This window comes from Nocardia aobensis NBRC 100429, from assembly GCF_000308375.1.
Taxonomy (GTDB): Bacteria; Actinomycetota; Actinomycetes; order Mycobacteriales; family Mycobacteriaceae; genus Nocardia; species Nocardia aobensis.
In genome coordinates, this window is sequence record NZ_BAFQ01000083.1 from 13,534 (window position 1) to 29,458 (window position 15,925).

Consider the following 15,925-nt stretch of genomic DNA (forward strand, 5'->3'; position numbering starts at 1 on the left):
ACCGGCCTCGACGTACCCGTGACGTCGAGGCCGGTGCGCATACGACGAAGGACGACGCATGACAGCCGCACGACGGGGCCGGATGCCCGCGGTCAGCGACGCCGATATCCGGCGCGTGGCCCGCACGCTCCTGGTGGAGCAGGGTCCCGAGGCGGTGACCCTGCGCGCCATCGCGCGTGAGTTGGGTATCACCGCGCCCGCGTTGTATCGGTACTACGCCTCGCGCGACGATCTGGTGGGTGCGCTGCGCAGCGATATCTGCGCCGACCTGGCCCAAGAGCTCGTCGAGCAGGTGGCCGAGCTGCCCGAGGACGGCATGGTCCAGCTGTTCGCCATCTGCAAGGGTTTCCGGCAGTGGGCCCTGGCCCACGCCCACGAGTTCACGCTCGTGTTCGCCTCGCCGGCCGGTGGTTCGGCCAGCGCCATGCGGCAATTCGACGAACCGTTCGGCCGCATCTTCCTGGAGGCCGCGGGCCGGCTGCTGACCACCTACGACATCGTCACCCCGCCGACCGACGTGATCCCGCACGCGCTGCGCGAAGACCTCGTCGGATTCCAGACCGAACTGCTCGCCGTGCTCGCCGAATCGGGGCAGAAATTCCCCGCCGAGAAGCTGGACCTGGGCGTCACCTATCTGATGATCCAGTTCTGGGCGCGGCTGTACGGGCACGTCACGCTCGAAGTGTTCGGCAACTACCCGATGCCGGTGGGTAATCCGGACGCCCTGTTCGATGCGACGCTGGCGGATCTGGCCCGCTCCATCGGATTCGCGGCCTGAGGAATCTCGGGCGAAATCGATCCTCCGGCTCGGGGCCGCGGACCCGGCGGTCTCAGGTGAAGTCGTCGGGTCGCACCCCGGTGACCCGCCGCAGGATCCGCGGGCGGCGCAGCCACCGGGCGAACCACTCACCGAGCGTGATACCGCCGCCGAGGGCGCAGCCGACCACCAGCGCGGCGAACATCTGATTCAGCCCGACCAGCAGATCGTCGTTGATCAGCGCGAACAGGCCCCGGTAGACCTTGAGACCGGGAAGCAGCGGAGTGATGCCCGCGATGGCGACGACCAGCGGAGGCGTCACCGCACGGCGGGCGAGCAGACCACCGGCGAGACCGATCGCGGTGGCCGAAACCGCCGCGGCGATCACCGGACCGAAACCGGCGTGCTGCACGAACAGATAGCACACGGTGATCCCGGCACCACTGAGGGCGGCGACGGTGAGGGCCCGGCGCTCGGCATAACAGGCGAGGGCGAAGGCCGCCGCCGCCACCGCACCGGCGGTGATCTTCAACGGCAGATTGGTGATGTCGTAGGACGGCGACATGTCGATCGGCGGCACCTGCGCGCCGAAGGCCTGGGCTCCGCGCAGCGCCAAACCGACGCCGCCGATGATCGCACCGGTCATGACCAGTACTTCCAACATGCGGGCCGCGGCGGTGATCGGTGCGCCGGTGATCGCGTCCTCGACCGCGCCGACCAGCTGTAAACCACTGAGCAGCACGGTGATTCCGGCCGCGACGATCAGGCTGGGATTGGTTTCCAAACCCTCGGCGAAGGTTTGCAGCAGGATCGCCGGCAGGGTGGCGATGATGCCGCCCATCATGTTCTGGAAGAAGAAGGGCAGGCCGCGCTTGTTCAGTTCGCGGTTGCAGCGGTCGATCAGCAACGTCGTGGCGAAACTCACGACCGCGACCAGCGCGCCACCGCCCAGCAACAGCGCGATCGACGCCGCCAGCAGCGACCAGCCGAAAGTGGCGATCCACCGGTTGTAGGGGTGCGGCGCGGTGGTGATCGCGTCGAGCGCGGCGTGCGCCTCCTGGGGTGGCACCACCTCGCGGCGGATCCGCCGGGTGAGACGGTCGACGGCCGTCAGGCGAGTGAAGTCCAGCGAGCGGTACTGCACCACCCGCATGGTGCTGGCGGGTGGCAGCGACGGACCCCGGTCGGCGGAGATGCGAATCGAGTTGTAGGTCACGTCGATATCGCATTGCGCCAAACCGTATGTCGCGGCGATGAATTCGACCTGTGTGCTGGTGTCGGTCACGGCGGTGCCCGAGGCGAGCACCACCTCGCCGACCCGTTCGGCCAGGTCGAGTACCTCGGTTACCGCGGCGTCGTCGGTGAGATCGATCGGCTTCAGCGGGGCCGGTGCCTCGACCACCGAGTCCACCGTGGCGCGCCGCTGCGCGACCAGCCGATCGGTTACCGCTCCCATCGCCCGATGCCACAACGAACTGGGCTGGGTCTCCGGCCCCGTGCGGACGAGTTCGGGCTCCAACTCATCTGTCACACGACACACGGTAGTCGGCGCCGATAGGCGGTCGCGGATCAGCTCCCTCTCCCCGGCGGGAGTGGCGAGCTGGGCAATTCGCTGGTTATCACCGGCGTGTCCGCACTCCCGCTACAGTCGATAACCATGGGCACCGATACGGCTACGGGTACCGAAGCAGCAGATTCCGTGAGATCGAACTCCGCGCAGCCGGAGGCCGGGACATCGAACACGGGGACATCGAACACCGGACCATCGAAGACCGGGAAGTCGACCGCCGACCATTTGCGGGCCGCGCTCGACGGCCCGTGGCGTGAGGTCAGGGAGCAGGCGCGCCGGCAGCTGGTCGACGACCGGTTGTTCGGCGATCCCTATCTCGACTACCGCCAGGCCCGTGCGCGGGTGCTGGAACAGATGCGCCTCATCGCCGAATTCGGTTATGCGGAAAAAGGTTTCAGCCTGGAACACGGGGGAACCGGCGATCCCGGCGGTGCTGTCACCGGCCTGGAAATGCTCGCCTACACCGATCTGTCGCTGTGGGTGAAGGCCGGTGTGCAGTGGGGGCTGTTCGGCGGCGCGGTGGAAAATCTCGGCACCGACCGCCACACCGACGTCGTCAAACGACTGCTGTCGCTGGATCTGCTCGGCTGTTTCGCGATGACCGAATCCGGGCACGGCAGCGATGTGGCGAATCTGGAGACCACCGCCACCTACGACCCGGCGACCGGCGAATTCGTGGTGCACAGTCCTACCGCCTCCGCTCGCAAGGACTACATCGGCGGCGCCGCCGAACACGCCCGGATGGCGGCGGTCTTCGCCCAGCTGATCACCGGCGGCGAAAGCAAGGGCGTGCACTGCTTCCTCGTGCCCATCCGCGACGAGGAGGGCAACGACCTGCCCGGCGTGACCACCTCGGATTGCGGTCTCAAGGGCGGTCTGCCCGGCGTCGACAACGGCCGCATCGAATTCGATCACGTCCGGATTCCGCGGGAGAACCTGCTCAACCGCTACGCCGACGTCGACGCCGACGGGACCTACCGCTCCGATATCGAGAACCCGAGCCGCCGGTTCTTCACCACCCTGGGCACGCTGGTGCGCGGGCGGGTCAGTGTCGGTGGTGCGGCCGCCGCCGGTGCGCGGGTGGCGTTGAGTATCGCGCTGCGCTACGGCGACAAGCGCCGCCAGTTCTCCGATCCGGACGACGGCAGCGAAACGCTGCTGCTGGACTATCGCAGCCATCAGCGCCGGCTGTTTCCGCATGTGGCGCGCGCGTTCGCGCTGTCGTTCGCTCAGAACGATCTGGTGCGGCGCATGCACCTGGTGCAGACCGGGCAGAATCTGGACCCGGAAGCGCAGCGCGCGCTGGAGAAGCGGGCCGCCGGCCTGAAGGTCGCGCAGACCCGCCACGCCACCCGATCCATCCAGGAATGCCGTGAATGCTGCGGCGGCGCAGGCTATCTCACCGAGAACCGGCTGGTCACCCTGAAGGCCGACACCGACGTGTTCACCACCTTCGAAGGTGACAACGTGGTGTTGACCCAGCTGGTGGCCAAGGAGCTGCTCACCGCCTACTCCGACGAGGTGCGTGATCTCGACGCTCTGGGCTGGGTGAAGTTCGCGGCCACCATGGCGCGCGATGTGGTGCGCGAGACCTCGGGTGTGCGCCAGCTCATCCAGCGTCTGCGTGACCGTTCCGACGACGGCGTCGACGAGGGCGATCCGGCCCGGCGTTCGGTGCAGCTGCAGCTGTTCGCCGACCGCGAGGACTATCTGACCCGTACCGCCGCGCACCGGCTGCGCGCGCGGGCCGAGGAGACCGGCCCGTTCGAGGCGTTCAACAACGCGCAGGACCATATCCTCGCCGCCGGTGAGGCGCATATCGACCGGCTGGTGCTGGAGGCGTTCATCGAGGGCATCGCCGATATCGAGGATCCGGAGGCGCGAGCGCTGGCCGACACGGTCTGCGATCTGTTCGTGTACTCCACCATCGAACAGAATCAGGCCTGGTACATCATGCACCGCTTCATGTCGGTGGATCGGGCCAAGTCGGTGCGCCGCGGTGTCAACGAACTCGTGGACCGGTTGCGCCCGGAGTCGGCCACCCTGGTCGAGGCGCTCGGCGTGCCCGAGGCCATGTTGCGCGCGGCGATGCTCGACGACGCGAGCGTGCACCAGGGCGCGTGAAGCCGTGCTCGATATCGGCGGCCGGTGAGGGTGGGGCAGTAGCCGGACGCGGCTATGGTCGACAGGTGTCCGCTCCACCGCCGGTCGCTCGATATCGAGCGCGTCTCGTTGCCGCCGCCGTCACCCTGATCGGCCTGTTGATCACCGTGACGGTCCCCCTGAGCTTTCCCGCCGGCGGGGGACCGACCACGTTCGACAGCGCGATCGGTGACGAGGTGCACGAGGGCCTGGACGCGCATCGGGGTGTCTACGACGCGCTGGTGGTGCCGAGCAACGCCTATATCGTGTTGCCGCTGTTGCTGATCGGCGTGCTCTACTGTGTCCGGCGGCGCGACTGGTGGGGTGCCGGATTTCTGGTGGTCGTCCCCGAGCTGGTGGTCGCGATCAACACCTGGGCGCTGAAACCGCTGTGGGACAGGCATTTACACCACTACCTCGCCTATCCGAGCGGGCACACCGTCCAATTCGTCGCCATCGCGACCGGTGTGCTGCTCGTCGCCGCCACCGTGCGTTGGCGCATCGTCATCGGCGTGCTCGCCGCGCTCGCGCTGGCGGCCGTGGCGGTGGGCATGGTCGGGCGCGGCTATCACTATCCGACCGACGTCGTCGGCGGCACCGCCTTCGCGATCGCGGCGGTAACCGCGTGCTGGACGGTGACGACGACACTGCGCCTGCGGTACGAGAACCGGCGGCTTCGGGCAGAGGACGCCGACGAGACCGGAACCGGTGGACAGGCGGAATCGGGTCGCGGGGACACCGATCGCACGGCGGGCACGCCCGCGGCCTGAGCCGGGTGCGGCTCAGCCGGGCCCGAAGTTCAGGACCAGCGTGATCACGAACCACACCACCCAGGCAGCCCCGACGAGCATGCCGATCGCGAGCAGGATACGCAGCACCGCCCGGCCGGGATCGATCCGGTCGGCCTCCTTCGGATACAGGTTCCACGGGCTGTACCAGGGCATCGTGATCGCGGCCGGGAGCCCGTAGGGCTGATCGGCGTGGGCCTGTTCCTCCATGAACGCTTCGGCCTGTGCCTGCTGCGGTCCGCCGTACCACAGCGTGGTGTCCACCGGTCCGCCGAATCCCTCGGCGACGAGATCCTGCGGGGCGGGCAGATACGGCAGGATGCCCAATCCGCGGAAGGTGAGTGCGACGTCGTTCACCGTCCACTGCGCCCGGCCCTGCGAGGTGAGCGCGGTCAGGCAGTCGGCCAGCCGCTTGGGGTCGTCGCCGAGCACCACCTGGAAGCCGGGATCGTTCCACAGTTGACGGATCGTCGGGTTCGCGCCGTGCGGCGGCACCACCACGACCACACCCTGCACGACGCGCTGGCCCAGTCCGCGTTCGGCCAGCCAGTTCTGCAGCGCGTGGGTGTGCTCGCGGGAGCGGTCCAGCGGTGTGCCGCGCTCGCTGCCGTCGAAACTCACCACGTGCCCGCCGACCCGCCACGGCCCGTTCAGCGGGACCTCGAGGTCGCCGCTCACCCGCTCGACCAGGGCCTCGGCCTCGATCACCACGCAGGTGGTCGGCGTCCAAATCACCGCGTCGAACTGATGCAACCGGTCCGCGTAGAACAGACCGCAGTTGACCGTCGCGACGCCCTGCGGGTCGTCCGGACCCTTCCAGGTGCGCAGCCAGTCGATGAGGACCCGCTCGGCCAGGGTTCCGGCCGCGTTCTGCACTCGCACGAGCATTGGCGACCGCCCTTCCGTCGACACTCGATACCGGAAAGCATAAGGGGCACTACGGGTCCGGGGGAGACTTCGACGCGCCGGTGTCGGCGGTCAGCGTTCGGCGGGCGCGGGATCGATCGGCGCGATGGGCAGTCGCAGCGCGCCGGGCGCGCTGTCCGGCACGGTGGCGTAGTACGGGGCGACCGGGTCGATACGACGGTAGGCCGCGCCGAGTTCCGGGCGCGGGTCGGCCTCACCCTTGTTGGGCCAGAACGCCATCGCGCGTTCGGCCTGCGCGGTGATCGTCAGCGACGGGTTCACCCCGAGGTTCGCGGTGACCGCGGATCCGTCGGCGATATGCAGTCCGGGGTGGCCGAAGACCCGCTGGTACGGGTCCACCACACCGCTCTCGGGCCCTTCGCCGATCACGCAGCCGCCGATGTAGTGCGCGGTGGCGGGGATGTCGAACACATCCATGACGAGGCCGTGTACGTCGCCGTCGACCTTCTCGCCGAATCGGCGGCCGACCTCGTGCGCGAGCGGAATCCAGGTCGGATTCGGTTGTCCGGTGCCCTGCCTGGTCTTCAGCTGCCCCCAGCGGCGGAACGAGGTCAGCGAATTGTCCAGTGACTGCATCACCAGCAGGATCACCGACTTCTCCGAGGCATGGCGGGCGTTGAGACTGCGCGCGAACACCAGCGGGTGCAGCACGATGGCCAGCAGGAAGCGCAGGAATCGGAACGCGCCGCCGTCGACGATCGGCACCGACATCGGGAACAGCGCGTTCTGTCCCTTGCCGTAGTGGCAGACCTCGATGTGGGTGTCGGGCTCGGGGTGGATCGAGGAGGTGATGGCGATGCCCTCGGCGAAGTCGCGCCGCTGCCGGCTGACCACATTGAGAATGGCCTCGGAATTGCTGCGGGTGAGCTCACCCAGCCGGGGCGAGAGATTCGGCAGCACCTTGTCGTCGCGCATCTTGTGCAACAGCTTCTGGGTGCCCAGCGCCGCGGCGGCGAAGACGACCTGTTCGGCGGTGAAGGTCTTGCGGCCCTTGCGAACCCAGCGGTCCGCACGCTGCGTCTCGATCGCGTAGCCGCCGCCGACCATCGGCCGGACGCGGGTCACGGTGGTCAGCTCGAAGACCTTGGCGCCGGCCTGTTCGGCGAGGTAGAGGTAGTTGGTGGGGGTGGTGTTCTTGGCGTTGTGCGGGCAGCCGGTGAAGCAGCGCGCGCAGTGGATGCAGCCGCTGCGGCGCGGGCCGGCGCCGCCGAAGTACGGGTCGTCGACCTCGACACCGGGTTGCTCCTCGTTGAAGAACACGCCGACATTGGTGGGGTGATAGGTATCACCCACGCCGAGATCGTCTGCGATGGAACGGATCACCTCGTCGGCGGGCGTCACACGCGGATTGGGCGCCACGCCCAGCATCCGCTTGGCCTGGTCGTAATAGGGCGCCAGTTCGCTGCGCCAGTCGGCGATATGAGCCCACTGTTTGTCGGTGTAGAAGTTCGGCAGCGGTTCGTAGAGGGTGTTGCCGTAGATCAGCGAGCCGCCGCCGACGCCCGCGGCGGAGAACACCGCGCACTTGCCGAGCAGGCTGATCCGCTGCGGGCCGGTCAGGCCCAGGCGCGGCGCCCAGATGGACTTGCGCACATTCCAATTCGACTTCGGAATGGACTCCGCGGGCCAGCGCCGTCCGGATTCCAGCACGGCCACCCGATAGCCCTTCTCGGTGAGACGCAGCGCACTGACGCTGCCACCGAAACCGGAGCCGATCACTACCACGTCGTAGTCGAAGTCGGGCATGTCTTCCTCTCGTCACCGCATCCACAATGAAACGATTTAGGACTCATTGTGTCACGTGCTGGTGTGCCACCCTGCCGGATGCGACTGATAAACCTATCGTGCCGCCGCACCCGTCGCGGCGTGCCCGAATGGCGCGGCGCGATCGGTTCGGGTAAGCAACAGGCGTGAGCAACCGACCGGCCGGCGGGTCCGGCCCCGACCATCAGGCCTCCGAGCATTCGGAGCCCGCGCGCGAACCCGCGGACGTCGCGGCCGGCGCGGAGACCGACCGCATTCTCACCGTGCCGAACGTGCTGAGTGTGTTGCGGCTGATCGGCGTGCCGGTCTTCCTGTGGCTGTTGCTGGTCCTGCATGCCGACGGCTGGGCGTTCGCGCTGCTGGTCGCCAGCGGTGTCACCGACTACCTCGACGGCAAACTGGCCCGGCTGCTCGACCAGTACTCGCGGCTGGGCGCCCTGCTGGACCCGTTGGTGGACCGGTTGTATCTCATCGCCACCGTGCTCGGTCTGCTGGTGCGCGGAATCCTGCCGTGGCCGTTCGTGGTCGTACTGATCGGGCGCGACCTGATCCTGAGCGCGACGCTGCCGATCTATCGCCGCCGCAACCTCGATCCGCCGGAGGTCATCTACCTCGGCAAGGCCGCCACTTTCGCGCTGATGTCGGCGCTGCCGTGGTTGCTGGCCGGCCAGATGGATTGGGCGGCCGCCGGTTTCGGCCGGGCGTTCGGCTGGGCGCTGCTGTGGTGGGGAACCGCGGTCTACGTGTGGACGGGTCTGCTGTATCTGCGCAAGGCCTTCGCGGTCGCTCGGACCATACCTGTTGCGCCGCGAGCAACTTCGTAGCGGGTGTGGCGATCCGCCGTGTCGGTCCGGGTCGATAGAGTTGTGCCGAACGCCGGTTGGCCGACGCCCGTGAAAGGACGCCCCGTGAGAGGAATCAGCCTGTGACCAACCTTCCCGAGGACCTTCGCTACACCGAGGAACACGAATGGGTGCAGCGGATCGCGCCGAACCGTGTCCGGGTCGGTATCACCGACTACGCCCAGTCGCAGCTCGGTGATGTGGTGTTCGTGCAGCTGCCGGCGGTCGACACCGTGGTGTCCGCCGGCGAGGCGATCGCCGAGGTCGAATCGACCAAGAGCGTCTCGGAGATCTACGCCCCGCTGAACGCGAAAGTCGTTGCGGCGAACGAGGATCTCGACTCCGAGCCGGAGTCGTTGAATACCGACCCCTACGGTGACGGCTGGATGTTCGAGCTGCAGATCGACGACGCCGAGGCACTCGAAACCGCCCTCGGCGCATTGCTCGATGCCGCAGGTTACCAAGGAGTTATCGAGGGCTGAGTCAGCCTTCCCAGTTCTACCTGCACGGGTGCGGCCCAGCAGGGTACGGTCAATGCCAACAGATGTGCCGGCGGCCGGTGCCGGGAACTCTGCCGGAACTTGCCGGTGACACCTGACAGCGCGACAGCCGGTCGCGATGGGTGGCGCGGGTCGAGGGCAGTGCGCTCGGAATTGGCGCCGGATACCGGTACGGAAAATCGGTTCGAGGAGGAGAGCAAGGGTGAGCGAGAACAAAGACCCGGGATACGGGGAGAGCGCGGCCGAAACGACTTCGGTGTTCCGCGCTGACTTCCTCAACGAGGTCGACGCGTCGCGCTCCGGTGAGCAGACCGGCGAGCAGCCGGTGCAAGGGGTCGAGGGGCTGCCCGCGGGTGCCGCCCTGCTGGTGGTCAAGCGCGGTCCCAACGCGGGGTCGCGGTTCCTGTTGGATCAGCCCACCACGTCGGCGGGCCGTCACCCCGACAGCGACATCTTTCTCGACGATGTCACCGTGTCCCGTCGGCACGCGGAGTTCCGGCAGGACGAGGACACCTTCCAGGTCGTCGACGTGGGCAGCCTGAACGGCACCTACGTCAACCGCGAGCCGGTGGATTCCTCGGAGCTGCAGAACGGTGACGAGGTGCAGATCGGCAAGTTCCGGCTGGTCTTCCTGACCGGACCGCGGCCGCAGGTCAACGAGCCGAGCGCATAAACGGCCGAGGCGGATTCTACTGATGACTGGCGCAGCGCAATGGACACGCGGAGGAATGTCGATCGGCTCCGTGCTGGACCTGCTGCGTCCGGATTTTCCGGACATCACCATTTCCAAGATCCGCTTCCTCGAATCCGAGGGGCTGATCCGCCCGGAGCGCACGCCTTCGGGATATCGCAGATTCTCGGTCGCCGATGTCGAGCGGCTGAAGTTCGTGCTGACCGCGCAGCGGGATCAGTATCTGCCGCTCAAGGTGATCAAGGAGCAACTCGAAGCGATCGACCGCGGCGCGGCGACCCTGGGTGTGCGCGAAGCGCGGGCCCGGGCCGACGGCGCCGGTGTGGACGGCTCGGGGCGTGCGCCCGAGTCCACCCGCACGGTGGGCGCACCCGCGGCGCCCCGGCGGCTGGGCGTGGTGCCCGGTGAGGTGTCGCCGGACGAATTGCGCCTCGATCACGAAATGCGCGTCACGCGTGCCGATCTGCTGGAGCAGGCCGGGATAGATGAGAAATTTCTCACCGAACTGATTCGCGCCGGGCTCATCACGCCCGGCGCTGCCGGATTCTTCGGCGCCGAGGCCGTCACCTTGGCTCGCACCGCGCAGGCGATGAGCGAATTCGGTTTGGAGGCACGGCATCTGCGGGCGTTCAAGCTGGCAGCGGACCGGGAGGCGGCGATGATCGCTCAGATCGCCGCGCCGATAGCCAAGAGTCGCGACGCCGATGCCCGGGCCCGCGCGGAGGAGACGGTACGCGAGTTGGCGGCGCTGTCGCTGACGCTGCATACCAGCTTGGTGAAGACGTCGGTGCGGGCTTCCCTCGGCGGCTGAATTCTTCGCCTAGACTCGGTGATACGGCCTGCCCAGCTGGGCTCGTGCGGGCGGCCGGCGAGTATGGGAGGCCAGTGCGATGAGTGAAATGCGTGTGATCGGCATCCGGGTCGAGCAGCCCCAGAACCAGCCCGTGTTGCTGCTGCGTGAAGAGTCGGGCGACCGTTATCTGCCCATTTGGATCGGTCAGGCCGAGGCGACCGCCATCGTGCTCGAGCAGGAGGGGGTGACCCCTATCCGGCCCCTGACCCACGACCTGATCAAGATCTTGATCCACGACCTCGGCCACACCTTGAAAGAGGTGCGAATCGTGGATTTGCAGGAGGGCACCTTCTACGCCGACCTCGTCTTCGACAACGACGTGCGGATCTCCGCACGTCCGTCGGATTCGATAGCTATCGCCTTGCGGGTCGGTTGCCCGATCTACGCGGAGGAACCGGTCCTCGAGGAAGCCGGGCTGGTGATGCCCGACGAACGCGAGGACGAGGTGGAGAAGTTCAAGGAGTTCCTCGAGTCGGTGTCACCGGACGATTTCAAGGCCACCGACAGCTGAGCTGTCTCGAGGGCACCGACAGCTGAGCTGTTTCGAGGGCACCGACAGCTGAGCTGTTCGGAAGTCCGGCTTGATCATCGGCCACCGCGCGCGGCGGTGAGATGATCTTGGACTGTGCTCTATACCTCACGTAGAGGGTGAGAAACACGCCGCACGCGGAGTTTGGCTCCATGCCCGTGCTGCCGAGACAATCGACAGAGTAGCCTCGACAGTTAGGCCGTTGTTCTTCTTCGGCGATGCAGTGAGGGAGTAGCAGTGGGAGACCGACCGCAGCAACCAGCACCCGACCCGCGGCCCACCGCGGTCGTGCAGCCAGGGCTGTTCCCTGACGACACGGTGCCCGACGAGCTGGTCGGTTACCGCGTCCCCAGCGCATGCCAGGTGGCCGGTATCACCTACCGGCAGCTCGACTACTGGGCCCGCACCGGGCTCGTCGTCCCCTCGATCCGCAGCGCCACCGGTTCAGGCAGCCAGCGTCTGTACTCCTTCAAGGACATCCTGGTCCTCAAGATCGTGAAGCGGCTGCTCGACGCCGGTATCTCACTGCAGAACATCCGCATCGCCGTCGATCATCTGCGCAGCCGCGGGGTCGAGGATCTGGCCGGGATCACGCTGTTCTCCGACGGCACCACCGTCTACGAATGCTCGTCGCCGGAAGAGGTCGTCGATTTACTGCAGGGCGGGCAGGGGGTCTTCGGCATCGCCGTCAGCGGAGCCATGCGCGAGCTGACCGGCGCGATCGCCAACTTCCCGGCCGAACGCGCCGAAACCCACGAGGCGAGTGACCGGCCCGAGGACGAACTGGCCTATCGCCGCAAGGCCCGGGAGAACCGCAAGACCGGATAGTCGTCCGCGCCGAATGTGACGGAGCCGACTGCGTGCTGAGCTGGGTCGGCAACATGGCGTTTACCGCGCACCGCTTAGACTGAGGGTGCGTCGCCGCCGTGCGGGAGAGTTCCGGGTACGTCCTGGACGCCGAAGGAGCAGCACCTCCCCGTCAATCTCTCAGGCATCAGGGACCGTACGGAGTTCGACGCCTCTGGAAAGCGGCGGCCGCACACAATGCGGGCCGCCCGCCCATGGGGAAAGGGATCGCGCGCGACCCCGAATCTCTCAGGCGCCACGACAGAGGGGGAGGGCCGACGACCCGCCCGAGCCTTGGAGCTGCCGTGACCCGTAGTTTCGCCGACCGCCACATCGGACCCGACACCACCGAACTCGATCGGATCCTCGATACCGTCGGCGTCGGGTCGATGGACGAACTCGCCGCACGTGCCGTTCCCGCGAGCATTCTGGATGCCGCCGGCGAGACCGGGCTGGACGTGCTGCCGCCCGCGGTCTCCGAACACGACGCTCTGACCGAGCTTGCGGCGCTGGCACATTCGAACACCGTCGCCACGTCGATGATCGGCCTCGGTTATTACGACACCCTGACCCCGCCGGTGCTGGTCCGCAATCTGCTGGAAAACCCTGCCTGGTACACCGCCTACACGCCGTATCAGCCCGAGATCAGCCAGGGCCGGCTCGAGGCGCTGCTGAACTTCCAGACCATGGTCTCCGATCTGACCGGGATGGAGGTGGCCAACGCCTCCATGCTGGACGAGGCGACCGCCGCCGCCGAGGCGATGACGCTGCTGCAGCGCGCCAACCGCAAGAGCACCTCCCAGCGACTGCTCGTCGACGCCGACCTCTTCCCGCAGACCCGCACCGTGCTGACCACCCGGGCCGAGCCGCTCGGCATCACGCTGGTCGAGGCGGATCTGAGTTCCGGCGAGCTGCCCGAGGGCGACTTCTTCGGCGTCGTCCTGCAGACGCCGGGCGCCTCCGGCCGCATCACGGATCCGGCCGCGGTGATCGCCGCGGCGCACGATCGGGGTGCGCTGGTCGCGGTCGGCGCCGATCTGCTGGCGCTGACGCTGATCACCCCGCCCGGGGAGCAGGGCGCCGACGTCTGCTTCGGCACCACGCAGCGATTCGGTGTCCCGCTCGGCTTCGGCGGACCGCACGCCGGATATCTCGCGGTGCGCACAGCGCACGCGCGGCAACTGCCCGGCCGCCTGGTCGGCGTCTCGGTGGACGCCGACGGCGACCGCGCCTACCGGCTCGCGCTGCAGACCCGCGAACAGCACATTCGCCGTGAGAAGGCGACCTCGAACATCTGCACCGCGCAGGTGCTGCTGGCGATCGTGGCCGCGATGTATGCCTCCTATCACGGCGCCGATGGACTGCGCGCGATCGCGCGGCGGGTGCACGGCCATGCCGAGCGGCTCGCCACCGGCCTCGGCGACGCGGTCGTGCACGAACGCTTCTTCGACACCGTGCTGGTCTCGGTGCCCGGCGGAGCCGAGGCCGTGGTCGCCAAGGCGAAGGGACGCGGGATCAATCTGCGCCTGGTCGACGCCGATCACGTCTCGGTGGCCTGCGACGAGGCGACCACCGATGCCCAGGTCGCGATCGTGCTGGAGTGCTTCGGCGCCGACGGAATGCCGGAGACGGCCGCGCTGCCCTCGATCGAGACCCGGACCTCGGCCTATCTGACCCATCCGGCGTTCACCCGTTATCACACCGAAACCGCGATGTTGCGGTATCTGCGGCAGCTGTCGGACAAGGATATCGCCTTGGACCGCAGCATGATTCCGCTCGGTTCCTGCACCATGAAGCTCAACGCCACCGCCGAGATGGAGCCCATCACCTGGCCCGGTTTCGCGCGGCTGCATCCGTACGCGCCGGTGGAGGACACCCCCGGGATGCTGCGCGTGATCGAGGATCTGGAGCACTGGCTGGCCGCGGTGACCGGTTACGACCGGGTGAGTCTGCAGCCCAACGCCGGCAGTCAGGGTGAGTACGCGGGATTGCTCGCGATCCGCCGCTATCACCTCGACCGTGGCGACACCCACCGCGACACCTGCCTGATTCCCTCCAGCGCGCACGGCACCAACGCCGCCTCGGCGGCCATGGCCGGACTGCGGGTGGAGGTCGTGAAATGCCGGGACAACGGCGACGTCGATCTGGACGATCTGCGCGCCAAGATCGCCGATCACGCCGACCGGCTGGCCTGCATCATGATCACCTATCCGTCCACCCACGGCGTGTACGAGCACGAGGTGGCCGAGTTGTGCGCGCTCGTGCACGATGCGGGCGGGCAGGTGTACGTCGACGGCGCGAATCTGAACGCCCTTGTGGGACTTGCCCGTCCGGGACGCTTCGGCGGAGACGTCTCGCATCTGAACCTGCACAAGACCTTCTGCATCCCGCACGGCGGCGGCGGCCCCGGTGTCGGTCCGGTCGCGGTGCGCGAACATCTGGCGCCGTATCTGCCGGGCGATCCGCTACAGCCGGATTCGCACGCGGTGTCCGCGGCGCGGTACGGGTCGGCCTCGATCCTGCCGATCACGTGGGCCTATATCCGGATGATGGGCGCCGACGGCCTGCGCCGGGCCACGCTGACCGCGATCGCCTCGGCCAATTACCTTGCGCGACGGCTGGATCCGCATTTCCCCGTGCTCTACACCGGCGAGAACGGCATGGTCGCCCACGAGTGCATCCTGGATCTGCGCGAGATCACCAAGCGCACCGGCGTGACTGTCGACGATGTGGCGAAACGCTTGGCCGACTACGGATTCCACGCCCCGACCATGAGCTTCCCGGTCGCCGGCACGCTCATGGTCGAGCCGACCGAGAGCGAAAACCTCGACGAGCTCGACGCTTTCGCCGACGCGATGATCGCGATCAAGGGCGAGATCGACGAGGTCGCCGCCGGAACCTGGCCGGTCGAGCAGAGCCCGCTGCGCGGCGCTCCGCATACTGCCGCCGCCCTCGTCGGTGACTGGAACTATCCGTACAGCCGGGAAACCGCCGTCTACCCGTTGGGTGTGCATTCCGGCCGCGCCAAGGTGTGGCCCGCGGTCCGGCGCATCGACGGAGCGTTCGGTGACCGCAACCTGGTGTGCTCGTGCCCGCCGCTCGAGGCCTACACCGACTGAGTACGGGCCGAGCGCAGGCGGTCACTGTTCGGCGGCGACCGCCTGCGCGTAGGCCTCGGCGAGGCGTTCGGTGGCGGTCGGCCGGCCGGTGTCCGGGCGTGCGATGCCGAGATGGCGTTCGCGCAGTTCGTCCATGAATTCCGCCCACAGCTGCGGGCCGCCGGCCTCGAGCAGTTCCGCGCGGACCCGCAGTTCGTGGGTTGTCGGACGGTGTCGCAGCCCCCAGGAGCCCAGGGCGACCAGTACCGGAACGAGCTGGATGGCGGGTTCGGTGAGGCTGTAGGTGGCTCGCTGGCCGCGGCGGACCTCGTCGCGGGTCAGCAGTCCGGCATCGACGAGGGTTTTGAGCCGGTCGGCGAGGATGTTGGAGGCGATGCCTTCTTCCGACTGTGATTGCAGCTGCCGGAAATGGCGGCGGTCGCCGAACATGATGTCGCGCAGGACCAGCATCGTCCAGCGATCGCCGACCACCTCGATGGCGGCGTTGATCGGGCAGCCCGACCGCTGTTGCGCCGGCAGCTGTTCCCCCGGCCGCTGTTCCTCGGACACCGCACCTCCTCCATCAACTGCTTGCATCCTACTAGCACTAGCGGCTGG

The 15,925-nt window shown here is 67.8% G+C and carries 14 protein-coding genes and 1 riboswitch; of the genes, 10 read left to right on the forward strand and 4 right to left on the reverse strand.

Going from position 1 to position 15,925, the window contains the following annotated elements:
- Positions 1–58 precede the first annotated feature (58 nt).
- A complete protein-coding gene (locus RJ03_RS10985; RefSeq protein WP_036500936.1) occupies positions 59–778 on the forward strand; it encodes a TetR/AcrR family transcriptional regulator in 720 nt (239 codons plus the stop codon).
- A gap of 52 nt (positions 779–830) precedes the next feature.
- On the opposite strand, the gene RJ03_RS10990 is transcribed toward RJ03_RS10985, so the two are convergent.
- Positions 831–2,213 (reverse strand): threonine/serine exporter family protein, encoded by a 1,383-nt coding sequence (locus RJ03_RS10990; RefSeq protein ID WP_036500979.1) that lies wholly within the window; start codon positions 2,211–2,213, stop codon positions 831–833.
- 201 nt (positions 2,214–2,414) lie between these two features.
- Here RJ03_RS10990 and RJ03_RS10995 point away from each other — a divergent pair, with 201 nt between their 5' ends.
- The gene (locus tag RJ03_RS10995) at positions 2,415–4,451 is read left to right on the forward strand and encodes an acyl-CoA dehydrogenase family protein (RefSeq protein WP_083870741.1); all 2,037 of its coding nucleotides are present in this window, start codon (positions 2,415–2,417) and stop codon (positions 4,449–4,451) included.
- A 65-nt stretch (positions 4,452–4,516) separates the two neighbouring features.
- Positions 4,517–5,239: a phosphatase PAP2 family protein gene (locus tag RJ03_RS11000; RefSeq protein WP_063820359.1), complete on the forward strand. Its 723-nt coding sequence runs from the start codon at positions 4,517–4,519 to the stop codon at positions 5,237–5,239.
- A gap of 12 nt (positions 5,240–5,251) precedes the next feature.
- Here RJ03_RS11000 and RJ03_RS11005 read toward each other — a convergent pair whose 3' ends face one another.
- Together RJ03_RS11005 and RJ03_RS11010 are read right to left on the reverse strand one after the other, a co-directional pair.
- A complete protein-coding gene (locus tag RJ03_RS11005; protein WP_036500938.1) occupies positions 5,252–6,145 on the reverse strand; it encodes a nuclease-related domain-containing protein in 894 nt (297 codons plus the stop codon).
- 90 nt (positions 6,146–6,235) lie between these two features.
- The gene (locus tag RJ03_RS11010; protein ID WP_036500940.1) at positions 6,236–7,930 is read right to left on the reverse strand and encodes a GMC oxidoreductase; all 1,695 of its coding nucleotides are present in this window, start codon (positions 7,928–7,930) and stop codon (positions 6,236–6,238) included.
- Between the two features lie 272 nt (positions 7,931–8,202).
- Between RJ03_RS11010 and RJ03_RS11015 the strand changes: the two genes are divergently transcribed.
- From RJ03_RS11015 to gcvP, 7 genes are all read left to right on the forward strand, one after another.
- Positions 8,203–8,772: a CDP-alcohol phosphatidyltransferase family protein gene (locus RJ03_RS11015; protein ID WP_036500985.1), complete on the forward strand. Its 570-nt coding sequence runs from the start codon at positions 8,203–8,205 to the stop codon at positions 8,770–8,772.
- 101 nt (positions 8,773–8,873) lie between these two features.
- Complete coding sequence (gene gcvH / locus RJ03_RS11020) at positions 8,874–9,272, forward strand: glycine cleavage system protein GcvH (protein WP_036500942.1); 399 nt, start codon at positions 8,874–8,876, stop codon at positions 9,270–9,272.
- Positions 9,273–9,492: 220 nt separating this feature from the next.
- Positions 9,493–9,963, forward strand: a complete 471-nt coding sequence (odhI, locus tag RJ03_RS11025) for an oxoglutarate dehydrogenase inhibitor Odhl (RefSeq protein WP_036500944.1) — start codon at positions 9,493–9,495, stop codon at positions 9,961–9,963.
- A 55-nt stretch (positions 9,964–10,018) separates the two neighbouring features.
- Complete coding sequence (gene ftsR, locus RJ03_RS11030; protein ID WP_086007226.1) at positions 10,019–10,792, forward strand: transcriptional regulator FtsR; 774 nt, start codon at positions 10,019–10,021, stop codon at positions 10,790–10,792.
- 79 nt (positions 10,793–10,871) lie between these two features.
- A complete protein-coding gene (locus tag RJ03_RS11035) occupies positions 10,872–11,345 on the forward strand; it encodes a bifunctional nuclease family protein (RefSeq protein WP_030517724.1) in 474 nt (157 codons plus the stop codon).
- 255 nt (positions 11,346–11,600) lie between these two features.
- Positions 11,601–12,191, forward strand: coding sequence for a MerR family transcriptional regulator (locus RJ03_RS11040; RefSeq protein ID WP_051024556.1), 591 nt, complete (start codon positions 11,601–11,603; stop codon positions 12,189–12,191).
- A gap of 91 nt (positions 12,192–12,282) precedes the next feature.
- Positions 12,283–12,377, forward strand: a riboswitch (glycine riboswitch).
- Between the two features lie 137 nt (positions 12,378–12,514).
- Entirely contained in the window at positions 12,515–15,328 is a 2,814-nt protein-coding gene (gene gcvP, locus RJ03_RS11045) for an aminomethyl-transferring glycine dehydrogenase (protein ID WP_036500949.1), read from the forward strand.
- Between the two features lie 21 nt (positions 15,329–15,349).
- On the opposite strand, the gene RJ03_RS11050 is transcribed toward gcvP, so the two are convergent.
- A complete protein-coding gene (locus tag RJ03_RS11050) occupies positions 15,350–15,877 on the reverse strand; it encodes a winged helix-turn-helix transcriptional regulator (RefSeq protein WP_232329651.1) in 528 nt (175 codons plus the stop codon).
- Positions 15,878–15,925: the final 48 nt, after the last annotated feature.